Origin of the sequence: Tsukamurella soli (assembly GCF_039541155.1) — a bacterium.
Taxonomy (GTDB): Bacteria; Actinomycetota; Actinomycetes; order Mycobacteriales; family Mycobacteriaceae; genus Tsukamurella; species Tsukamurella soli.
On record NZ_BAABFR010000094.1, the window covers coordinates 1 to 20,874 of the forward strand.

At 69.2% G+C, this 20,874-nt stretch carries 19 protein-coding genes and 3 tRNA genes; 9 read left to right on the forward strand and 13 right to left on the reverse strand.

The window, feature by feature from the left end:
- Positions 1-910 precede the first annotated feature (910 nt).
- From ABD908_RS21460 to ABD908_RS21470, 3 genes are all read right to left on the reverse strand, one after another.
- A complete protein-coding gene (locus ABD908_RS21460; protein WP_385923011.1) occupies positions 911-1,345 on the reverse strand; it encodes an acyl-CoA thioesterase in 435 nt (144 codons plus the stop codon).
- Positions 1,342-2,406 carry a histidinol-phosphate transaminase gene (hisC, locus tag ABD908_RS21465; protein WP_344999820.1) on the reverse strand — a complete coding sequence of 355 codons (1,065 nt, stop codon included), beginning with the start codon at positions 2,404-2,406 and terminating at the stop codon, positions 1,342-1,344. Before hisC ends, ABD908_RS21460 begins: the two co-directional genes overlap by 4 nt.
- 346 nt (positions 2,407-2,752) lie before the next feature.
- Positions 2,753-3,898 carry an acyl-CoA dehydrogenase family protein gene (locus ABD908_RS21470; protein ID WP_344999822.1) on the reverse strand — a complete coding sequence of 382 codons (1,146 nt, stop codon included), beginning with the start codon at positions 3,896-3,898 and terminating at the stop codon, positions 2,753-2,755.
- Between the two features lie 97 nt (positions 3,899-3,995).
- Between ABD908_RS21470 and ABD908_RS21475 the strand changes: the two genes are divergently transcribed.
- Positions 3,996-4,571: a TetR/AcrR family transcriptional regulator gene (locus ABD908_RS21475; protein ID WP_344999825.1), complete on the forward strand. Its 576-nt coding sequence runs from the start codon at positions 3,996-3,998 to the stop codon at positions 4,569-4,571.
- A 24-nt stretch (positions 4,572-4,595) separates the two neighbouring features.
- Here the strand turns inward: ABD908_RS21475 and ABD908_RS21480 are convergent, their stop codons facing one another.
- The 3 genes from ABD908_RS21480 to ABD908_RS21490 form a co-directional block, all read right to left on the reverse strand.
- A complete protein-coding gene (locus tag ABD908_RS21480) occupies positions 4,596-5,585 on the reverse strand; it encodes a MerR family DNA-binding transcriptional regulator (RefSeq protein ID WP_344999827.1) in 990 nt (329 codons plus the stop codon).
- Between the two features lie 226 nt (positions 5,586-5,811).
- A tRNA-Arg gene (locus tag ABD908_RS21485) sits at positions 5,812-5,884 on the reverse strand.
- A 34-nt stretch (positions 5,885-5,918) separates the two neighbouring features.
- A tRNA-Ser gene (locus ABD908_RS21490) sits at positions 5,919-6,010 on the reverse strand.
- A 544-nt stretch (positions 6,011-6,554) separates the two neighbouring features.
- Here ABD908_RS21490 and ABD908_RS21495 point away from each other — a divergent pair.
- Positions 6,555-7,151, forward strand: coding sequence for a metallophosphoesterase (locus ABD908_RS21495; RefSeq protein WP_344999829.1), 597 nt, complete (start codon positions 6,555-6,557; stop codon positions 7,149-7,151).
- A gap of 35 nt (positions 7,152-7,186) precedes the next feature.
- Here the strand turns inward: ABD908_RS21495 and ABD908_RS21500 are convergent, their stop codons facing one another.
- From ABD908_RS21500 to ABD908_RS21520, 5 genes are all read right to left on the reverse strand, one after another.
- Complete coding sequence (locus ABD908_RS21500; RefSeq protein ID WP_344999831.1) at positions 7,187-7,651, reverse strand: MmpS family transport accessory protein; 465 nt, start codon at positions 7,649-7,651, stop codon at positions 7,187-7,189.
- Positions 7,652-7,772: 121 nt separating this feature from the next.
- Positions 7,773-8,096 (reverse strand): YchJ family protein, encoded by a 324-nt coding sequence (locus ABD908_RS21505; protein WP_344999833.1) that lies wholly within the window; start codon positions 8,094-8,096, stop codon positions 7,773-7,775.
- A gap of 112 nt (positions 8,097-8,208) precedes the next feature.
- Positions 8,209-9,732 (reverse strand): aldehyde dehydrogenase, encoded by a 1,524-nt coding sequence (gene adh / locus ABD908_RS21510; RefSeq protein WP_344999835.1) that lies wholly within the window; start codon positions 9,730-9,732, stop codon positions 8,209-8,211.
- Positions 9,733-9,823: 91 nt separating this feature from the next.
- Positions 9,824-11,071: a helix-turn-helix domain-containing protein gene (locus ABD908_RS21515; protein ID WP_344999837.1), complete on the reverse strand. Its 1,248-nt coding sequence runs from the start codon at positions 11,069-11,071 to the stop codon at positions 9,824-9,826.
- A 117-nt stretch (positions 11,072-11,188) separates the two neighbouring features.
- A complete protein-coding gene (locus tag ABD908_RS21520; protein WP_344999839.1) occupies positions 11,189-13,201 on the reverse strand; it encodes a CocE/NonD family hydrolase in 2,013 nt (670 codons plus the stop codon).
- Between the two features lie 303 nt (positions 13,202-13,504).
- On the opposite strand from ABD908_RS21520, the gene ABD908_RS21525 reads away from it, so the two are divergent.
- The 3 genes from ABD908_RS21525 (at position 13,505) to ABD908_RS21535 (ending at position 15,100) form a co-directional block, all read left to right on the forward strand.
- Positions 13,505-13,951 carry a DUF6918 family protein gene (locus ABD908_RS21525; RefSeq protein ID WP_344999841.1) on the forward strand — a complete coding sequence of 149 codons (447 nt, stop codon included), beginning with the start codon at positions 13,505-13,507 and terminating at the stop codon, positions 13,949-13,951.
- Between the two features lie 2 nt (positions 13,952-13,953).
- Positions 13,954-14,391 (forward strand): RidA family protein, encoded by a 438-nt coding sequence (locus ABD908_RS21530; protein WP_344999843.1) that lies wholly within the window; start codon positions 13,954-13,956, stop codon positions 14,389-14,391.
- Between the two features lie 88 nt (positions 14,392-14,479).
- Positions 14,480-15,100 (forward strand): putative glycolipid-binding domain-containing protein, encoded by a 621-nt coding sequence (locus ABD908_RS21535; protein ID WP_344999845.1) that lies wholly within the window; start codon positions 14,480-14,482, stop codon positions 15,098-15,100.
- Here ABD908_RS21535 and ABD908_RS21540 read toward each other — a convergent pair.
- Positions 15,097-16,104 (reverse strand): prephenate dehydrogenase, encoded by a 1,008-nt coding sequence (locus ABD908_RS21540; RefSeq protein ID WP_344999847.1) that lies wholly within the window; start codon positions 16,102-16,104, stop codon positions 15,097-15,099. The two genes, ABD908_RS21535 and ABD908_RS21540, sit on opposite strands and share 4 nt — an antisense overlap.
- A gap of 29 nt (positions 16,105-16,133) precedes the next feature.
- Between ABD908_RS21540 and ABD908_RS21545 the strand changes: the two genes are divergently transcribed.
- The 3 genes from ABD908_RS21545 (at position 16,134) to ABD908_RS21555 (ending at position 17,268) form a co-directional block, all read left to right on the forward strand.
- Positions 16,134-16,673, forward strand: coding sequence for a tRNA adenosine deaminase-associated protein (locus ABD908_RS21545; protein ID WP_344999849.1), 540 nt, complete (start codon positions 16,134-16,136; stop codon positions 16,671-16,673).
- A 26-nt stretch (positions 16,674-16,699) separates the two neighbouring features.
- Positions 16,700-17,134, forward strand: coding sequence for a nucleoside deaminase (locus tag ABD908_RS21550; RefSeq protein ID WP_344999858.1), 435 nt, complete (start codon positions 16,700-16,702; stop codon positions 17,132-17,134).
- 46 nt (positions 17,135-17,180) lie between these two features.
- Positions 17,181-17,268, forward strand: a tRNA-Ser gene (locus ABD908_RS21555).
- An 83-nt stretch (positions 17,269-17,351) separates the two neighbouring features.
- Here the strand turns inward: ABD908_RS21555 and ABD908_RS21560 are convergent.
- Positions 17,352-17,840, reverse strand: a complete 489-nt coding sequence (locus tag ABD908_RS21560) for a hypothetical protein (RefSeq protein WP_344999851.1) — start codon at positions 17,838-17,840, stop codon at positions 17,352-17,354.
- A 215-nt stretch (positions 17,841-18,055) separates the two neighbouring features.
- Between ABD908_RS21560 and ABD908_RS21565 the strand changes: the two genes are divergently transcribed.
- Positions 18,056-20,874: MMPL family transporter (locus ABD908_RS21565; RefSeq protein ID WP_344999854.1), on the forward strand; the 2,819-nt coding region annotated here is incomplete at its 3' end.

Here is a 20,874-nt window from a genome sequence, read left to right on the forward strand (position 1 = left end):
CTCCTTGGCTCACAGAACGACATGGCTACGATCCGACTTGTGCGGGCGCAGACGGGGCGCTGACGGGTGCGCGGGATGTGGCCGAGGCGCTGCGCACCGTCGACGCGCGACGCAGGCTCGCCTCGGCGCGACACTCGTTCACCGTGGACCGGCGGTCGTTCGGCGCGAGCGTCCGGGCGATCCGCCGCGCTCGCCGCGGCGGCATACACCTCGATCTGGACGAGCGCGAAGCGCTGTTCGACGCGCTGTGCCGCACGCCCGCACCCGTGACACCGTCGGCGGCGACGGTGGCGGTGCGCAGCGTCGCCCGTGCCGCGGCCCCCGTCGTACGGCTCGCGACGCTGCACGCGCCCGATTCCGTGGCCGAATGGGTGGAGTGGCACCGGCCACCCGACAACGATGCCTCGGTGTTCACCGATCGCTACGAGGTGTTGCTGTACGTGGCGGGTGCGGTGTACGACCGAGTGGTGGATTCGCGGTCCGCGCACTCCGGGGAGTTGGACGAGCAGCTGCTGCAGCTTGACCTCGCGACCGAGCTGGTGCAGATCTCCGCCGACGCCACCCAGCTCGCCGACGTGTGGGGGCAACTACGCGACGCTCCCGGTCTAGCAGACGGAAATCGTAGCGGCGCATTGGATGTCGTATGGGAGGAGTTGGTCGATCGGGTGGTCGCGCTGAGTGCGGTGGGCGACCTGGTGGACGAGGCGGACAAGCGGCCGCGGCCGCGCGGTGAGGTGGTGGCCTCGATCGACCATCAGATCGACGAGCTGGTGCGCCGGTCCGGCGAGCGGGAGCTGTCGATCGCCGGGGCCCGACGGGTCGCTGCGCAGCTCGAGCAGAAGGTGATCGCCCGGCTACCCGGGCGGTCGACACCCGAGCTGCCGGCCGCTCCCGACGACGGCGACGCGGATCAGCCCCGGGACCAGGCTGCGAGGTAGCCCTTCTCGGTGTCGGTGAGGCGCCGTAGCGTGCGCTTCTCGATGTCGACCACGGCCATCTGCGTCGTGGCGATCACCGCCGGTCTCGACTCCGGAGCGGCCTGCGCGCCGCGCACCTCGTACCCGATCGTGAAGTCGACGGAGCGGTTGCCGGCGATGTACATGCCCACCCGCACCGGCGAGTCCTCGTGCCGCAGTTGGCCTTTGTACTTGATCGCGACGTCGGCGATGAAGGCGCTCTTGATCAGCGGCGCGTACTGTTCGCCCGCCGACAGGAGCCAAGCGATCCGGGCCTCCTCCAGGAGCGTCACCATCCGCGCGTGGTTGACGTGCCCGAGCGCGTCCATGTCCGACCAGCGGACCGGAACGTGCGCCTCGAAGGCGAACCCGCCCTTGGTCAGGCTCACCGGTCCCATCCGGTGGCGAAGGCCAGGAAGGCGTCGTTCTCCGCGGGCTCGGTGACGGTGACCCGCACTCCGTCACCGTCGAACGGGCGCACGAGCAGGCCCGCCTCCGCGGCGGCGGCAGCGAACGGGGATGCCTTGTCGCCCAATGCCAACCATACGAAGTTGGCCTGGGTGGGCGGCACGTCGTAGCCGGCTGCGAGCAGCGCATCCCGGACGCGGGCGCGTTCGGCGACGACGGCCTCGGTGCGGGCGAGCAACTCGTCGCCGGCCTCGAGCGACGCGATCGCCGCAGCCTGCGCCGCCGAGTTCACGCTGAACGGGATGTGCACCTTCGACAGCGCGGTCACCACGGCCGGGTCCGCGATCGCATAGCCTACGCGGAGCCCAGCCAGACCGTACGCCTTCGAGAACGTGCGTAGCACAACGACGTTGGAGAACTCGCGGAAGATCTCGACGCCGTCGGTTCGGGTGCCGGTCACGTCGCTGGCGCGGGTGTACTCGAAGTACGCCTCATCGAGCGCCACCAGGACGTTCGGGGGCACCGTGCGCAGGAAGTCGACGAGGGCCTCGTGCGAGACCGTCGTGCCGGTCGGGTTGTTGGGGTTGCAGACGAAGATGAGTCGGGTGCGGTCGGTGACGGCGGCCGCCATCGCGTCCAGGTCGTGCGCGTGGTTGCCGTCGAGGGGGACCTGGACGGGCACGGCGCCGGCGATGCGGACGGCGAGCGGGTACGACTCGAACGAGCGCCACGCCATGATCACCTCGTCGCCGGGCAGGCAGGTGATCTGCACCAGCATCTGGCAGATCGCGACGGACCCGCAGCCCACGTGTATCTCGTCGGGGCCGACCCCCGTGAGCTTCGCGAGGTCGTCGCGGAGGTCCACCGCGCCGTTGTCCGGGTAGCGATTGACACCACCGAGGATCGACGTGATGTGCGTGAGCACGCTCGGCAGCGGGCCGGCGGTGATCTCGTTGGACGCCAGCTTCAGCGAGCCGGGCGCCGCCTTGCCCGGGACGTAGGCGGGGACATCGTCGAGGTCGGGTCGAATGCGCAGTGCCACCCGACCCAGAGTATTCGCTGGGTGCAGGTCAGAGGGGCGGGGGTGGCGATCGCGTGTCGCGTCGTGGGCGCCGCCCCTCGTCCGATACGCGGCTTCGCTCCGCTTCGTCGTCACAGCAGATTGACGTACGCGTAAGGCTGTGGTGGACTACTGGCTCGTGCGGCCTGGTCGCACGGCATCGTTGCGGGCGGTCTCACCACCGTCGGCCGATGCTCGTCGAGCCACCGCTCCCGGCTCCTCCGGCGCGCCTGTGCCCGAGGTGAGACGGTGAGCGGATGCGAGGGGGGACGGTGGAGGTCCGAGGTGCGCTCGTCGTGCCTCGGACCTTCCTGCCCCGGCCTGCGAGTCAGGAAGCGGCTGCGAGACCGCGACTGATGATGAGGCGCTGGATCTGGTTGGTGCCCTCGAAGATCTGGGTGATCTTGGCCTCGCGCATATAGCGTTCGACGCGGAAATCACGGGTGTAGCCGTAGCCGCCGAGCACCTGGACGGCGTCTGTCGTGACCTTCATCGCGGCGTCCGTCGCGACGAGTTTCGCTACGGACGCGTTGCGGGAGTACGGCAGCCCGGCGTCGCGCCGGCGCGCCGCGTCGATGTAGGTGGCGCGCGCCGAGTCGACGGCGGCGGCCATGTCGGCGAGCAGGAACCCGAGGCCTTGATGGTCGATGATCTTGCGGCCGAATGTCGTCCGGTCCTTAGCGTAGGCGACCGCCTCGTCGAGTGCGGCCTGTGCGAGCCCCACCGCGACGGCGGCGATGCCTAGACGACCGGAATCCAGTGCGCTGAACGCGATCTGCAGCCCCTGCCCCTCGGCGCCGAGTCTGCGCTCACGTGGCACGTAGGCATTGTCGTAGTGCGCCGAGGTGGTGGGTACCGCGTGGAGGCCCATCTTCTGCTCGGGCCTGCCGAAGGCCAGGCCCTCGGTCGTCTTCGGGACGAGGAAGCACGAGACACCCTTCGAGCCCTCGCCGGTGCGTGCGAACACGCTGTAGGCGTCGGCGATGCCTCCGTGCGTGATCCACGCCTTGGTGCCGTCCAGCCGGTAGCCGCCGTCGACGGCGGTTGCGCGACACATGAGCCCTGCCGCGTCGGAGCCGGCCTGTGGCTCCGACAGGCTGTACGCGCCGATGGTGGCGCCGTGTAGCAGGTCGGGGAGCCACTCCTGCTTCTGCTGCTCGGTACCGAAGGACATCAGTGGGTGGCAGGCGAGGGTGTGGACGCTGACGGCGACGCCCACCGCGGCCCAGCGGGCGGCGATCTCCTCGAGCACCTGCAGGTACACCTCATACGGCTGACCGCCGCCGCCCCACTCCTCGGGGTACGGCAGGCTCAGCAGGCCGGCCTGCCCCAGCGTGGCGAACACGCCGTCGGGGTACGTCTCCGTCCGCTCGTACTCGTCGACGAAAGGCGCCAGCACCCTGTCCGCGATGTCCCGCGTGAGCTGGATGAGGTCGTGCGCCTCGGCGGTGGGCAGGAGTCGTTCGACGGCCACGCGGCCCTCCTCGATACGAATAATGGTACTGAATTACAAGTGACAGTACTGTTGACAGAGGAGTACTGCAAGAGGTCCGGCAGTATCATTCGCGGACATGGAGCAACGCTCGTCCTTCGCGACCGCACGCCGCACAGAGCTGTTCGACGAACTCCTCGCGCTGTTTCTGGCAGAGGGGTTCGCGCACCTGACCCTGGACGCGATCGCTGCCCGGCTCAAATGCTCCAAATCGACGCTGTACACGCTGGCCGGCAGCAAGGAGCAACTCGTCACGTCCGCGACGGTGCACTTCTTCAAACGCGCCACCGAGCGGGTCGAGGCGACGGTGGCCGCGTCCGACGCGAGGGAGCGGATCTCGGCGTATCTCGGTGCGGTCGGTCGCGAACTCTCGGTGGCCTCGGAGCGGTTCATGGCAGACCTGGACGCGTTCGCGCCGGCGCGGCAGGTGTACGAGCGCAACACCCGCATCGCCGCCAGTCGTGTGCAGGAGCTGATCACCGACGGTGTGAACGCGGGCGATTTCCGCCGCGTCCACGCCGCATTCGCCGCTGACCTGGTCGCGGCGATGATGGTGCGCATCCAGCAGGGGGCCGTTCGTGCCGGCACGGGGCTCGACGATGGAAGCGCCTATCGCGAACTGGCGCGCATAGTGACGATGGGGATCAGCGCTTGACGAATCCGGCCGGGGGATGATGTTTCAGTGGAGGTGTGCCCGCAGCCAGCGCAGTACCTGACCCGCGTGCTCGTTCGGCGGGAAGATCGGGTAGAAGACGTGCTCGATCAGCCCCTCGCGGACGATCATCGTGAGGCGGCTGTACAGCTCGTCGCGGATGTTGGGGGTGAATGGCCGATACCGGTCGAGGTCGCCAGGCGCGAAGGTGGGTAGGTCCAATGCTCGGGCGAGTTCGAGGTTCGGGTCGGACAGCATCGGGAACGGTAGGTGTAGTCGCTCGACGACCTCCCGCTGGTAGTCGACGTCCTGGCTGGAGCAACCGAACACCTGCGTCGCCCCGGCGTCGACGAGATCGCGGTAGTGGTCACGGAAGTCGCAGGCCTCGGTGCTGCACCCGCGCGCGCCGGGTATCGCGTCCCAGCCCTCGGGGAGGTCGATGCCGGGCCGACCGGTGAGCGGGTACAGATAGATGACCGTACGGCCGGGCCCGAGCTCATCGAGCGTGATCGTGCTGCCGTCGGTCGCCCGCAGGACGAGGGGCGGCAGTGGGGTGCCTGGCAAGTGATCGGCGGCACCGTCGTCTGCGGGGACGGGGAGATCGGCTGGCAACGAGGTGAAGTCGGGCATGTCGGTTCCTTGGTCGGCGGGCGTGGTCGTGCAGCCGCGGTGCGCGGCTCGGTTCAGGTGAGCGATCAGCGCGTCGCGGCGGGTGGTCAGCCCGTGGATGCGTGCGGTGAGGTCGGCGATGGCGTCGCGGTACTCGGCGAGCGAAGCGGGGCAGTCGTCGGCGTGTGGGTGGCCGGCGCTGAGGCAGTCCAGGAACGGTTGGGTGCGCTCGACTGGTATCCCCAAACGGGCGAGCGCGCGGATCTCTGCGGTGTGCCGGACGTCGACCTCGCTGTAGTCGCGGTAGCCGTTCGATAGTCGCGTCGGGGTGATCAGCCCGAGAGACTCGTAGTAGCGGACCGCCTTGACGGTCACGCCCGCCTGGTGGGCCAGTTCACCGATGCGCATGTCATCACCTCGCCTGCACCGTAAACCCTGCCCTCGGGGGCAGGGTCAATCGGAGGCTCCTCGTTCGAGCGATTGGTACGTGGGCGCCGGCCACGACCCGGTGCGCGGGTGCGATGACAGGCCACCTGAAGGTGCTCGGTGGAATGACGACTCGGTGCGTCACGTCGGTGATTCCGGAAAGCAGAAACGCCCGGTCAAAACTACGTTTGACCAGGCGTTTCATCTGTGCGCCCGAAGGGATTCGAACCCCTGACCTTCTGATCCGTAGTCAGATGCTCTATCCACTGAGCTACGGGCGCATACCCATTTTCAGTTGTCCCGACCGAAGTCGGGTGGCGGAGGCGAGAGGATTTGAACCTCCGGTCCGGTTGTAGCCGGACAACTCATTAGCAGTGAGTCCCATTCGGCCGCTCTGGCACGCCTCCATCGGGCGCGATCCGCGAGCGCTCCGGGGTGGGGCACCTGCGCAACCGCCGGATCGAAAGCTTACACAAGACAGGCGGAAGCCACAAAACAGCTGGTAGATCAGGAATCTCCGGTGATGTCGAACGCGGTTCGCGACGCGATGGGTGTGGAGGCGCGGAGGAGGAATCGGGGCGGCGAGCGGCCGGCCGGATCGAGATCGAACCAGCGCGTCTGGAGCTGTCGGTCGAGAGCCACGGCACGTTGCCGCGTGCCGTCCCGGGTGGCGCTGTGCCGCCCCCTCGACGACCTGCAGGTGCGAGGCTGGGGTGACGGCGCGCCATCGGTCCGCGGCTGCTGACGCCGGACGTTCGGGCACGGTCGACGTCCGCGGCGCTGGGCGGCGCATACGAAGAGCTGTGAGTGCATGCCGAAAATCGGTAGCGCGACGGCGACATGTGCGGGAGGGTGGAGCGCATGAACCGGATGTGGATACACGGGTTGCCGGCCCGAGGCCTCTGATCCCCGTCGTATCCGAGCGCACGTGCGCCCACTCCCGGAGACCCTGTGAAACATTTCATCGCCGACCTGCACCTCCAGCACCCCAAACTCGCCGAGTTGCGCGGCTTCGAATCGACCGGCGCGCACGATAACGCCCTGTTGGAGGCGCTGTGGCGGATCGATCCCACGACCGACGAGCTATGGGTGCTGGGCGACATCTGCTCCGGTGGCATCGCCAGCATGCGGCATGCGCTCGAGCTGCTGGGGACCCTGGAGATCCCGATGCATCTCGTGACCGGCAACCACGATCCCGTGAACCCGATGAATCGCAACGCGCACAAGTACTTCGGTGAGTTCACGGCGGTCTTCGAGACGGTGCAGCAGTACGCGCGGACGCTGATCGGTGGCCGCTCGGTGCTGATGTCCCACTATCCGTACCAGGGCGCGGGCGACCATGTGGGCGACGGGGCGGGGTTCGAGCGGTTCACCCAGTACCGACTGCCGGACTTGGGGGAGTGGCTGATGCACGGCCACACCCACGACACGTCGCGCAGATCCGGACGGCGCAGCATCTGCGTGTCCGCCGAGGCGTGGGGTCTGCGCCCGGCCTCGGAGGTCGAGATCACCGAGGAGATGCACGGTAGCGGTGCGGGGCGGCGGTGATGAGCCGCCGCCCCTCCGCGTCTGTTGCCGGCCGGCTACTTCGTGTCGACGCTGCCACTACAGGATGCCGACGCGCCGGGGCCGCTCGCGGTGTTCGTGATGATCGCTTTGCCGTCGACCAACACCTGGCACGTGATGCTGCCGGTGCCCTCGATCCCGTTGCTGGCCAACAGGGATACGTACTTGCTGATGCCGGTGACATCGGTCTGCTTGGACCACGGCAGCGCGACGGACGAATCCTGGGTCGTGTTGCCGTTCATGTCGTACGTGATGGTCGCATCCTGGCTGTCGCCGGTCACCTTGTAGGTCACGTGGACGACGCGTTTCGAGTCGTCGGAGACCGACTTCACGGCGCTGCCGACCATCGCTGTGCACCCGGCGACGATGGCGATGAAGACGACGAGGATCCCGAGCAGGACCCACGGCCAGATCCGGCGCTTCTTGGGCGGCTGGATCGGCGGGTAGGCCTGCGGCGGGTACGGCGGATTGGGCGTGCTCATATCGGGTTCCTCCCCCAATGGAGACGAAGCGGAATCCCGCTCCGTGCTGAAATCGGGCGGCTTCTGCCGCCCGATCGATATGAAACACCGGGGGTACGACAAGTTTTGGCGCGCGGCCGCGTCACTCCTCGATCAGGTCACCGTCTACGTAGAACCACCGGCCGCCGTCCCGGACGAACCGCGACCGCTCGTGCAGGACGCCGTGCCTCTTGCCGGCCGTGTACGACGCGCGGAACTCGACGACACCGTCTTCGTCGAACTCACCGCCGCCGACCGTGTCGACGATCTGCAGGCCGCGCCAGGTCGGATCATCGCTCAGGTCAAGCGATCCGGGTCGCGTCGACGGGTGCCAGCTCGCCAGCAGCCAGTCGGCGTCGCCGGCTCGGAAAGCCGCGAAGCGCGAGCGCATCAGGGCCTCGGCGGTCGCGGGCCGGTCGGAGTCCATTCCTCGATCCTGCCAGGACACGGCGAACGCCCCGCCGTGTGGCGGGGCGTTCGCGTTGCGGCGCTGAGCGGTGGTGGCGGTCAGGCGGCCGCAGACCTCGAGGCGCGGGGGATCAGAAGAAGCCCTGCGCCTTCGGGGCGTACGACACCAGCAGGTTCTTGGTCTGCTGGTAGTGGTCGAGCATCATCTTGTGGTTCTCACGACCGATGCCCGACTGCTTGTACCCACCGAACGCGGCGTGTGCCGGGTACTGGTGGTAGGTGTTGGTCCACACGCGGCCGGCCTTGATGTCGCGGCCGGCCCGGTAGGCGACGGTGCCGTTGCGCGACCACACGCCGGCGCCCAGGCCGTACAGGGTGTCGTTGGCGATCGCGATGGCGTCGTCGTAGTCCTTGAACGAGGTCACCGAGACCACGGGGCCGAAGATCTCCTCTTGGAAGATTCGCATGCCGTTGTGGCCGGTGAAGATCGTCGGCTGCATGTAGTAGCCGCCGGACAGGTCGCCGCCGAGGTCGGCCCGCTCGCCGCCGGTCACGATCTGCGCGCCCTCGCCCTTGCCGATCTCGACATAGGACAGGATCTTCTCCAGCTGGTCGTTGGAGGCCTGCGCGCCGATCATCGTCTCCGTGTCGAGTGGGTCGCCCTGTCGGACGGCCTTGGTGCGGATCGCCGCGAGCGAGAGGAAGTCGTCGTAGATGGGCTCCTCCAGGAGCGCGCGCGACGGGCAGGTGCACACCTCGCCCTGGTTGAGGGCGAACATCGTGAAGCCCTCCAGAGCCTTGTCCTGGAAGTCGTCGTTGTCGAGCATGACGTCCTTGAAGAAGACGTTCGGCGACTTACCGCCCAGCTCCAGGGTCACCGGGATCAGGTTCTGCGACGCGTACTGCATGATCAGGCGACCGGTGGTGGTCTCGCCCGTGAACGCGATCTTCGAGATCCGCGGGCTCGACGCGAGCGGCTTGCCGGCCTCTGTCCCGAAACCGTTGACGATGTTCAGGACCCCCGGGGGCACCAGATCCTCGATCACCGACCACAGGTACAGCACCGAGACCGGGGTCTGCTCGGCCGGCTTGAGGACGACCGCGTTACCGGCGGCGAGCGCCGGCGCGAGCTTCCAGATGGCCATCAGGATGGGGAAGTTCCACGGGATGATCTGGCCGACCACGCCGAGCGGCTCGTGGAAGTGGTACGCAACGGTGTGCTCGTCGATCTCCGAGATCGAGCCCTCCTGGGCGCGCAGAGCGCCGGCGAAGTAGCGCAGGTGGTCGACGGCGAGCGGGATGTCGGCGGCGAGGGTCTCACGGATCGGCTTGCCGTTGTCCCACGACTCCGCGAGGGCGATCGACTCGAGGTTCTGCTCGATCCGGTCCGCGATCCTGATCAGGACGTTGGCACGTTCCGTGGGGGAGGTCTTGCCCCAAGCGGGCGCGGCGGCGTGCGCGGCGTCGAGCGCCAGCTCGATGTCCTCGGCGGTGGACCGGGCCACCTCGCAGAACACCTGCCCGGTGACGGGTGTCCGGTTCTCGAAATATCGGCCCTTGACGGGTGCGACCTCTTTGCCTCCGATGATGTTGTCGTAACGCGACTTGAACGACATCTTGGCGCCCTCGGTGCCCGGGCGTGCGTAGACGGTCATATGGCTCTCCTCCATGGGTGGCCGACTGTGTGGTACCCCATCCACGCTAGGCCGATGTGGGTTGCATCACAGTTGCATCGTCGGGTCCGAGTCAGGAGAGATGGATCTCGAGTCCCGCGAGGTGACCGCCCGCCTCGGCGCGGCCGCCGGCGCCCCCGTGCCGGTGCAGGATGAGCCAGCCCTCCTGGTCGTCGCGACCGTCGGGGAGGTCGAGCCACCGCCGTAGGATCCGCAGGTCACGGGTCTCGAATACCGCGGCGCGCAGAGTCTCGGACAGCTCCGTCCGCAGCCGGGCGACGCCCGGCGCGATCGAGTTCGGTAGCAGCGGACCGGGATAGCGATCGAGCGCGGTGCCGACGGCCCCCGACCGGACGGCTGTCGCCACCGCGTCGGCGTCCATGTCGACGGGTTCCAACAGCCGGTATGGGCGCGAGCCCAGGTACTGCGCGCCGACCGCCTTCCGCAGCCGGGACATCTCCGCGCGCACGGTGACGGTGTCGAGGTCGCCCTCGTCGAGGAGCAGCGCGAGGTGGTCGCCCGACAGCCCCTCCGGATGGCGGGCCAGCAGCACCAGGATGTCGGCGTGCCGGCCGGTGAGGGGCACCACATGCGGGGCGCCACCGTCGGGATGCGTGACCCAGGTGGGTCGCCCTGCCCCGAGCACATGCAGCCCGGCCACGGGACGGGACGCGGGGCGGCCGTCACCGGTGAGCCGCAGCACCGCGAGCTGGCCCTCGACCGCCATCGCGGTGGCGCGCAGCAGCGCGAGAGTCTGTGGCGTCGCGACCTCGACCCCGCCTGTCACGTCGAGCACCCCGATCGGCTGACGGGTCGTGGGGTCGTGGATCGGTACGGCCGTGCAGCTCCACCGGTGGGCGGCACGCGCGAAGTGCTCGCTGCCGCGGATCTGTACCTCACGATCGAGGGCGAGCGCCGTGCCCGGCGCATTGGTACCGGCCGCGCTCTCGCTCCACACCGCACCGGGCATGAAGTTCATCGTCTCGGCGCGGCGGCGGGCAGCGCTGTCACCCTCCACCCACAGCAGTGTGCCGTCGCTGGCGCCGACCGCGACCATGACCCCGGACGACTCGCTGGCGTCGTCTACCAGCAGCTTGCGGATTGTCGGCATGACCGGCGCGAGGGGATGTCGTTCGCGGAGGGTCTGCAGCGCGAGGGTCGCCGCCGGCGCCTCGCCGTCGGGGTTGACGCCGGTGGCGAGGCTGCGCTGCCAGCTGTCCGCGATGAGTCCGCGCAGCGTGGAACCGTGTAACGACTTCGCGTCGATCTTGCCGTCGACGAACAGGCCGTGCAGCTTCCCGACCGTTACGCTCGGGCGCACAGCCGAACCACGCGACACCGCCACCACCTCTCCCAAGATAGCGCCGCCTGCGCCTGGTGGGTCCGGTTCGCCGGGGCCCGTCCGTGCCCGCTCAGTCGGCGGCGAACCCCGGAGCACTCACCAGCGCGGGTTCCCCACGAGCCGCATCGACAGATACGACGGGGCGGCCGGGTCGAGCACTACGGACTGCCGGCCGAGGCGGGTCCGGATCAGATCAGGGACCGTTGCGAGGAAGCGGGGGTAGCTGCCTGCGTACACGTCGACGCGGAGGCGGTGCCCCTCGTCGAGCAGCGCGTCGGTGGGCACCAGGTCGATGTCCAGCTCGACGGTCTCGCCCGGATCGACGGGCAGCTTGGCCGCTTCGCTGAGCGGGTGGAACGCGGTGAGCAACTCGCCGTGCTCGTCGTAGTCGCTGCGCGCCGGGTCGACCGCACGGTTCGACGCCATCAGAGCACCGTTCGTGAGCACACGCGACGTGCCGTCGGGCGCGACGTCGTTGACGGTGACCGTCCAGATCGCCTCGTGCGCGCTGCAGGTGGCGGCCAGGTGGAGGTTGAGCGCACCGCTGAGTTGCACCGGCTCGCCTACCGGCGCGGATGTGAAGGACAGCGCGCCGCGCTCCTGGGCGGCCGCATCCTCTGAGCCGGACATGCCCTTGGTGAGCCCGGCCGTCACCTGGGTCATGTCCTTCGACACCATGCCGCGCAGGTCGGGCCGCGTGTCGACACGAGCCCGCCTGCGGGCGGGAGCGATGTCGAGCCCACCGTCGAACCGTGCGTGCGCCGCCGTCTCCGACGGTGTCGCCGTGAGATACAGACGCTCGGTACGGGCTCCCGGTCGCGGGAACTGCGCACCGGAGGTCCACTGGCCGCCCTGCTGCATCAATGTGACGGGACCGTACCTGTCGACGCCGTTGTCGGCGCCTTTGAGCCATCGGTCGTACCAGGCGCGCTCGAGCACGTCGATGCGTGGTGGCGACTGCGGCCCGCCGAAGCCCTCGCCCATGTCGAAGTGGTAGCCGTCGGTGACCAGCATCTGCTTCTGGCCGGCCGGCAGGTTCAGTCGCCGATACAGACGCGGGGTGCTGCGGGCGAACAGGTCGTGCCAGCCTCCGAACAGGAACGTCGGCGCGGTGATGGTCTCGACCGAGGGATCACGCACGTCGAAGTAGGGGTCGTCGTAGATCCGCGGATCCTGGCCGGTGAGCACACCGGCGAGCACCGACGCCAGCTCGGTGGCGGGCGATGCGATGCGGCTCAACAGCCAGCGCAGGGTGTTGCCGTTGAGCGTGTCCCGGAGCAACGTGCGGGGGTTCGGAGCCCACTTGAGCGCGTTGACCGCTCCCAACCACAGCGGGATGAACGCCGACGGGAGGCCACCCGTGATGTAGATGTCGCGGACGATGTCCTCGGTGCCCTCGATCGCGAACACCGCCTTCAGGCCCGGCGGGTTGTGGCCGGCGGCCTGCAGCGCGTTGATCGCGGAGTACGACCAGCCACCCATGCCGAGCGCGCCGTCGCACCATTCCTGCCGGCGGGCCCACGCGAGCACCTCGAGCGAGTCGTCCTGCTCACGGCTGCCCAGGATCTGCCAGATACCGTGCGAGGATCCGGTGCCGCGGACGTCGACTATCACCTGCACGTATCCGCTGCGGACTAGGCGCCGGTTGATGCCGAAGCCGTCGAGCAGGCCGCCGGTGAGGTCCACGACGCCACGCGACAGCGGTCCGGCCGTCCGGGTCACGGCGGGCCCGACGATCGGCGTGTGCGTCGCGACATCGATCGCATCGACGACGGCGCGGTTGTACGGGTTGACGTTGATCACGGCCGGGAACGGGATGTCGGTGGCGCGACCGGCGCGGTCGGCCGGCCGGACGACAGTGGCGCGCAGCACGACACCGTCGCTCATCTTCAGGTCGACGTTGCGGTCGATGTGCACACGGGGGAAGGCGAGCCGCCCGTCGACCTGCTCGCGCCACGCTCGCGCGTCGGAACCGCCGGTGGGGTCGCCGAGTGGGAGAGTGGGCTCCGGGGTGAACGGGCGGACGGGCGTTCCCGGCCTCGGGACGTACCGTGGCTGCCAGGGCACGGTTGCGCGCTGCGCCGCACCGTCGATCGGCCTCAGGGTCATCGCTTCACCTCGGTTCCGGGTGCGACGCCCACCCCGTCGCGCGTCGGTGGACGTGCAGACGAAGCCGAAACGGCGCGGCACCTCACTGTGTCGCAACCGGGCCTGTGGATTCAGGCCCTCAACGCCAAGATAGGTGATTCCGAACACAGTGCAACGTCCGGGTGGGCTTTGTTGCCGAACGGTTACGTGCGTGTGGTGGGAAGTGGCCGGCGGACACTGCCGATGACGACGAGAAACGCATTGTGTCCGACCCGCCGGATAGGGTGGGACCCGTTGGATCTCCACCGAGGCGAAAGGCCTGTTGTGACCACTCCCCTGACCACGTCGCTGCTCGATCCGGAGCGCTCAAAGGCAGTCGTGGCGGACTTCGCGTCCGTCGTCGACGCCGAGGTGAAGGATAAGAGCGGGCTGTCGGGTACCACGATCAAGGCTGCGTACGCGATGGTCAAGAAGGCGTCGCCGTCGGTCGTCGAGTCCGCCCTCACCAAGCTGCTCCCCGACTTCGCTGCGGCGCTGGACCCGTTCTGGGCCGAATTCGCGGCCGGCGAGCCGGGCGACTTCGGGCAGTTCCTCTCCGCGCGCGGCGACAAGGTGGGCGACGCACTGCTTGCCGTCACCGACCAGCGGGCGGAGTCCACCAACCAGGCGGTCCTACGAAAGGCGTACCAGGGCATCCGCGGCAAGGCGAAGGACAACGTCGTCGCAGCGCTGCCGCGTGTGGGCGCCGCCGTCCAGAAGCACGCGGTCTGATCATGGGTTCCGTGCAGCTCGCCGGCTCCGACCGGCTCACCCTGGCGGTCTCTCACGCATACCGGGCGACGGTGACGCAGGGCGCTGTCGTGTTCACCGCGGGGATCGCGCCGCTCGACGCGGACGGGGCCACGGAGTCGCCAGGTGACGTGGTGGGACAGGTCCGTGCGTGCCTCGCGAACCTGCGCATCGTCCTCGAAGACGCGGGGGCGGGCCTCGCCGACGTCGCGAAGCTCACCCTCTACGTCGCCGAGCATCTGCAGGTGGACCTCTCGGTCGCCGCCGATGCTGTCGGCGAGTTCTTCGATACCGTGCCGCCGCTGGCACTGGTCGGTGTCACTCGGCTCAGGTACGACGACCAGGTGGTCGAACTCGAGGCGGTGGCGGGCGTGCCCGCCGAGGCCGACGGTGGCGCAGGCGAAGGTGCGGCCGAGGCGTGATCCGCCCCGCGCGACGCGCGACGCGCCGGGCTGCTCGGGTTATCCCAGGCTGCTCCGGTGTAGCAGGCGACGGGCTACCGTATAGGGCGTGACTGAAGAAGGCACGAGCTCACCTGACGCAGCCGGCGCGGTCGCCGCGCCCATCGGTACCTGGCCCAAGATCCTCACCTGGCGCTCCGACGACGGCAGCCTCGTCGAGTCGTTCCGGATCCAGCTGTCGGGGCGCCGGATCAAGGCGTACGGGCGGATCATCGGTGTGGGGACCCCTACGAGCGAGGCGTTCAACGCCTCGCTCGACCTGGTCACCGACGACGCGGGGATCACCAAACGGCTCTCGATCCACTTGCAGACCGCCGCGCGGGACACGGCGATCCGGATCGCGCGGGACGGCGAGGACCGCTGGCTGGTCACGGACGAACAGGGCTCCACACGTGGCGAGTTCGCGGGTGCGAAGAACGTGGACGTGCTCAAGTCGGCATTCTTCAACGCGCTCACCATCCGCGCCCACGATCTGCAGACGCACTCCGAGGAGGTCGACGTCCCGGTCGTATACGTCGACCTGCCCGGTCTCAACGTGCATGAGGCGGTCATCAACTACAGCTCGGCGGCCGACGGTGTCACCGTGATCTCGCCGGTGTCGAGTTCCACGCTCTCCGTGGACTCGGACGGATTCGTCCTCGATTACCCCGGGCTGAGCAAGCGCGTCTAGCGGTCGGTGCTTGGCGCGGACGACGGGAGCGCCGTCACCACGCCGCCGAGGTGTCCACGCTCGCGCAGCATTCGCTGCCACCCGGGGCCACCGAGCTCCGGTGTGAACGGCGTTCGCGTCACCGCCTCGTAGTCGGCCCGCGCCGCGTGACCGCGCTCGACCAGGTCGGCGACGGTGCCGTGGTCCGCGAGTTCGGCGCGCGCGGAGATCAGCTCGGCGATCGTGTCGTCGAGGGCGTCGAGCAGGGCGTCGCGGTTGCCCTCGCACATCGCGCGCACCAGCGATGGTGCCGTGCCCGCGACCCGGGTGACGTCCCGGAAAGAACTGGCCGCCAGCGTCAGCGCCAATCGGCTCGCGCCCGGATCGAGTTCGGCGGTCAGGGCTGCGGCCTCTGCGAGCAGGTGCACTGAGTGTGAGATCCGGGCGACCGCCGCGTCGTGCTCGGCCGACCCCGCGGGGACCACGACCGCTCCGCAGTCGAGGCCTACGGCGGCGGCTTCCCGCCACGCCGGCGCCGGCGTCGTGTCGTCGGCGGTGACCACCCACGTCGCGTCGCGGAACAGGTCCCCCGTCGTCGCGGCCCACCCGGACTCCGCAGTCCCGGCCATGGGATGTGCTCCTGCGTACCGCGCCGTGAGCCCCGCTGCGGCGACCCGGGCGGCGACGTCACCCTTGACGCTCACGGCATCGGTGAGCCACGCGTTCGGGGCCTGCCGCGCAACCGCGGCGAAGACCTCGTCGAGCGCCGGTACCGGCACTGCCACCAGCACGATGTGTCCGGCGTCGGCTCGCGCGAGCGTCGCCCGCAGGTCGGACGAGGCGTCGAAGCCGTCGGCCCGCGCGGCGTCCGCGCCGGCCGCCGTGCGGTTCCAGCCGTACGCGGGGCGCCCCGCAGCGGTCAGGGCGCGCAGGATCGATCCGCCGATCAGGCCGAGGCCGAGGACGCATACGGGGGTCGTGGAGTGACTCACGCTCCCAGGCTTCCATATCGGCTCCGGTGTCATCGGGGCGCCGGAGCCGCTACGGTTTCCCCATGGCCGCGCAGACCCCCCAGACGGACGACGAACTCGGCGGCTACGCCGTCGCCGTAGTCCGGGACGAGAACTCGTGGACGGTGACGCCGCTCGACGCGGAAGTCCTGACCAGCCTCGCCGCCGCGGAGGCGGCGCTGAAGGACCTGCGCGTCGCCGGGGCGTCGTTCGGAATCCTCGACGTCGACGACGAGTTCTTCGTGATCGTCCGCACCGGGCCGGCGGGTACCAGTCTGCTGATCTCCGACGCGACGGCGGCGATCGCATACGACCTCGCGGAGGACGTGCTCGACGCGCTCAACGTCGACGTGCCCGATATCGACCAGGACGAGCTCGACGATATCGACCCCTGGGAGGAGGGGGATCTGTCGATCCTCTCCGACCTCGGCCTCGGGGACCAGGAACTCGGCGCGATCCTCGCCGACCTCGACCTCTACCCGGAGGAGCAGATCGCGCGGATCGCGGAGCGTTTGTCGTTCGACACGCAGCTGGCCGCGGTGTTGGACAAGCTGGGTGTCGGGCAGGGCGACGACGGCCGGTGAGGCACCCTGTCGCTGCGCGCGCGGCGATGGTGCATGCGCTCGAGGCCGCGCGGCTGTCCGGTCCGCACGACGTTCCGGTGGGTGCCGTGGTGCTGGGGCCCGACGGCGAGCTCCTCGCGCGCGCAGGCAACCGTCGGGAGGCCGACGGTGACCCCACCGCCCACGCTGAGATCCTCGCCATTCGCGCGGCCGCGTCGCGATTCGGCGACGGCTGGCGGCTGACCGGCTGCACGCTAGCCGTCACGCTCGAGCCGTGCGCGATGTGTGCCGGTGCGCTGGTGGCCGCCCGAGTCGACGAACTGGTGTTCGGTGCCTGGGAACCCAAGACGGGGGCGGTGGGCTCGCTCTGGGATGTGGTGCGCGACCCGCGGGTGACGCACCGGGTCGCGGTCCGGGCGGGCGTGCTGGAGGCGGAGTGCGCGGAGATGCTCCGGGACTTCTTTGCCGATCATCGCCTGTGACCAGCGGATTTAGCTGCGTGGCTCGCGTCCGGTAGAGTACTTCGACGGTGGCGTGTCCGAGCGGCCGAAGGTGCAACACTCGAAATGTTGTGTGCGGTAACCCCGTACCGGGGGTTCAAATCCCCCCGCCACCGCCGAGCAAGACCCCCGTTGACGCAGGTCAGCGGGGGTCTTGTCGTTGGTGTCGACTACGGCGGTCGACACTCCGGTCAACATGTCATTGCTTGACGAACAGCCCGAACGCCTGGTCACCCCTGTTGCACATACCCAGCATCGCGGGGACGGTGCCCAGCGTGCAGTGCCACTTCCCGATCGTGACGGGCTTCGCCTGCGCGATCTGCGGACCGTACGCCTGCGCCGCGCCGATCAGGTCGGCGCACTTCACGGGTGCGGACGAGGTCAGGACGCGCACCTCGAGCTGGCCCTCCGGGCCCCGGGCGTGACCGCACAGTCGGCCGGGTGCCGGGGTCGCCGATGCCGATGCCGATGCCGACGAGCTCGTCGTGCCGGCGACGCTGGCGGTGGTACCCGTCGGCGACGGCGCGGACGCCGTCGAGCCGCTCCCGCCGCACGCGGTGAGAACGAGCGCGAGCCCGCCCGCGCCGAGCGTGGCGGCCACCGTCGGGCCGATGCGGCGCTGTCGTGCCGGGCGGCCGTCCGAGGTGGTGGCCGGGTGCGTGTCGAGGGGGGATGCTGCTGCTGGCATGCCCCAACGCTAGCGGCGACGACGCCGGTGACTCGGGTCACCCCGCGCGCCGGACGGCGATACCTGGTGCGCGAGCTGACTATTGTTACTGATGTGACTGTCGAGGGCGGTCGCGTCGCGCGTAGCGGAACGCGTGCGGAAATTCAAGCGGAGTCGAATCCTCCGGTTGATGCTACGGTTGTGCGGTACACGACGGACCTGGGAGCTGAGAAGACATGGCGCTGCTGCTCTACCGGATCGGTAGATTCGCGTACCTCAACCGGTTCAAGGTGATCGCCGTATGGCTCCTCGTGCTGGTCGCGATGACCGTCGGCGGCCTCACGCTGCACAAACCGACGAGCGACAACTTCTCGTTGCCGGGCATGCCGTCACAGAAGGCCACCGACATCATGAACTCGAAGCTGTCCGGTCAGGGCAGCTCCGACCCGTTCACCACCGCGACGGCGACGTTCGTGTTCCGCGCCGAGCACGGCAAGCTCACCGACAAGGACAATCTCGCGGCGATCGACGCCACTCTCGCCGCGATCAAGGCGCTCCCGGACATCAAGGACGCCAACCTCGTGATGAACCCTGCGCTGCCGCCGCAGGTCGACACGGCGTCGATGACCCCTGCGCAGCAGAAGCGGATGTCGAGTCAGCAGCAGCAGAAGCAGACCATCGCGTCCACGGAGACCACCGCGCAGCAGAGTGCGGACGCCAAGACGAATGCCACGCTGAGCGCCGACGGGCGCACCGCACGGCTCTCGATCGGCTTCACGCAGAAGGTCACCGATCTGCCCAAGAACATCTCCGACACCGTCGACAAGGCCGCGCAGGTCGGCCGCAACGACGGCCTGCAGGTCGAGACGATGGGCTCGGCGGCGCAGAGCCAGGGGGACCCGGGCGGTAGCTCGGAGCTGATCGGCGTCATCGTCGCCGCCGTCGTGCTGGTGATCACCTTCGCCTCGCTGGTGGCGTGGGGACTGCCCCTGATCAACGCGCTCATCGGTGTGCCCGTCGCGCTGATGGGCGTCGAGATCATGACGCACTTCACGACGCTCGGCTCGTTCCCCTCGGTGCTCACCTCGATGATCGGCCTGGCCGTGACCATCGACTACGCGCTGTTCATCGTCTCGAGGTACAGGCACGAGGTGCGCCGGATCGGAGCCACGACCCGCGAGCAGCGCGCCGAGGCCGCGGGCGTCGCGATCGGCACCGCCGGCTCCGCCGTGATCTTCGCCGGCCTCACCGTGATGATCGCGCTCGCCGCGCTCGCCTTCATCGGGATCTCGTTCTTGGGCCAGATGGGCCTGGCAGCGGCGTGGGGGGTGCTGATCGCGGTGCTGATCGCGATCACCCTGCTCCCCGCGCTGCTGGGCCTGTTCGGTGGCAAGGTGTTCGCCGCCCGCATTCCCGGCCTGCACCCGCAGGACACCGACCAGGGCGACGGACGTGTGGCCAACGGCCTGCGCTGGGGGCGTGCCGTCCGCCGTGTGCCGCTTGTCACCTTCATCGCCGGTATCGCCGTCCTCGGCGTTCTCGCGATCCCGATGAAGGACATGAAGACCGCCCTGCCGGGCGCCGGGCAGTCCGAGAAGGACACCAGCATGCGCAAGGCATATGACCTGATCAGCGATGGGTTCGGCGTCGGGGCCAACGGACCGCTCATCGTGGCGGTCGACGGCAGCAACGTGCCTGAGAACCTGCGACTCAAGACGTACGCGTCCATCGTGGACGGCTGGACGAAGCAGCTGTCCGACATCGAGAACGCGCAGATCACTCAGTTGGCGCCGAACAACGCCGCCGCCAGCATCACTGTCACGCCCAAGTCGGGACCCAACGACCAGGCCACACACGACCTCGTCACGTCGCTCCGTGGCGGCATCGTCATCGATGTGGGCGGGCAGCAACTGATGATCGACCACGGCGTCGCCGGGCAGGCCGCCATCGAGATGGACGTGTCGGACAAGCTCAACCACGTCCTGCCGATGTACCTCGGGATCGTGGTGATCCTGGCGTTCCTGTTGCTGCTGATCGCGTTCCGCTCGATCGTCGTACCGCTCACGGCGGCCCTCGGCTTCCTGCTGTCGGTGGTCGCGACCTTCGGTGCCACGGTGGCCGTGTTCCAGAAGGGCGCGCTGGGCATCATCGACAACACCCAGCCGCTGGTGTCGTTCCTGCCGATCTTCATGATCGGCATCGTGTTCGGCCTTGCCATGGACTACCAGGTGTTCCTGGTCTCGCGGATGCGCGAGGAGTTCGTCCACACGGGTGACGCGCGCGCCGCCGTCGTGACCGGCGTCCGGTACGGCGCCCGCGTGGTGACCGCTGCGGCGATCATCATGATCTCGGTGTTCGCGTCGTTCATCCTCAACAGCCAGAGCTTCATCAAGGAGATCGGATTCGGCCTCGCCGCCGCCGTGCTGTTCGACGCCTTCATCGTCCGGCTGGTGGTGATCCCGTCGATCATGATGCTCCTGGGCAAGTACGCGTGGTGGCTGCCGAAGTGGCTGGACCGGATCCTGCCGAACGTCGACATCGAGGGCGAGAGCCTGGTCCGCAAGCTCGGCGTGGGCGGAGCGGCTGGTGTCGCGCCCGCCGGCGCCGCCGCAGGTGCGGTGCCCGCGGGTGTGGGCGTAGGCCTGGTCGGCGCGGTGATCGCCGACGGTGTCGAGCCCCCGACCGCCGAGGTCGGCCTGCGGGTCCCGGTGACCGCCCAGATCCCGCGCGTCGCGGGCCTCGCGGCAGCGGATGCGACGGTGCCCATCCCCGGCGCGCCGGGCACCGAGCCGACCACCGAGATCCCGGTCGCGACCAACGGGCACGGAACGCTGAACGGGTACGCCGCAGTGAACGGGCACGGCGCGCCGAACGGACACGCCGCGGTCAACGGACTCGGCGCCCTCAACGGGACGGGTCCGCTGAACGGAGTTGCGCTGAACGGCGCCGCGCTGAACGGCGTCGTCAACGGGCACGGCCCGGCCGCCTCCGGGACGCCGGTCGTGCAGCGCACGCCCGCCGCGGACGTGACCGGACCGGCCACGCCCCCGCCGAG

What these genes read in the sequence shown, in the direction of transcription:
- ABD908_RS21475 (WP_344999825.1), top strand. Translation starts at nt 3,996, where the DNA reads ATGGAGCAACGCTCGTCCTTCGCGACCGCACGCCGCACAGAGCTGTTC.
- ABD908_RS21480 (WP_344999827.1), bottom strand. Translation starts at nt 5,585, where the DNA reads ATGCGCATCGGTGAACTGGCCCACCAGGCGGGCGTGACCGTCAAGGCG.
- ABD908_RS21500 (WP_344999831.1), bottom strand. Translation starts at nt 7,651, where the DNA reads ATGAGCACGCCCAATCCGCCGTACCCGCCGCAGGCCTACCCGCCGATC.
- ABD908_RS21505 (WP_344999833.1), bottom strand. Translation starts at nt 8,096, where the DNA reads ATGGACTCCGACCGGCCCGCGACCGCCGAGGCCCTGATGCGCTCGCGC.
- adh (WP_344999835.1), bottom strand. Translation starts at nt 9,732, where the DNA reads ATGACCGTCTACGCACGCCCGGGCACCGAGGGCGCCAAGATGTCGTTC.
- ABD908_RS21520 (WP_344999839.1), bottom strand. Translation starts at nt 13,201, where the DNA reads ATGACCCTGAGGCCGATCGACGGTGCGGCGCAGCGCGCAACCGTGCCC.
- ABD908_RS21530 (WP_344999843.1), top strand. Translation starts at nt 13,954, where the DNA reads ATGGGTTCCGTGCAGCTCGCCGGCTCCGACCGGCTCACCCTGGCGGTC.
- ABD908_RS21540 (WP_344999847.1), bottom strand. Translation starts at nt 16,104, where the DNA reads ATGACACCGGAGCCGATATGGAAGCCTGGGAGCGTGAGTCACTCCACG.
- ABD908_RS21545 (WP_344999849.1), top strand. Translation starts at nt 16,134, where the DNA reads ATGGCCGCGCAGACCCCCCAGACGGACGACGAACTCGGCGGCTACGCC.
- ABD908_RS21550 (WP_344999858.1), top strand. Translation starts at nt 16,700, where the DNA reads ATGGTGCATGCGCTCGAGGCCGCGCGGCTGTCCGGTCCGCACGACGTT.
- ABD908_RS21560 (WP_344999851.1), bottom strand. Translation starts at nt 17,840, where the DNA reads ATGCCAGCAGCAGCATCCCCCCTCGACACGCACCCGGCCACCACCTCG.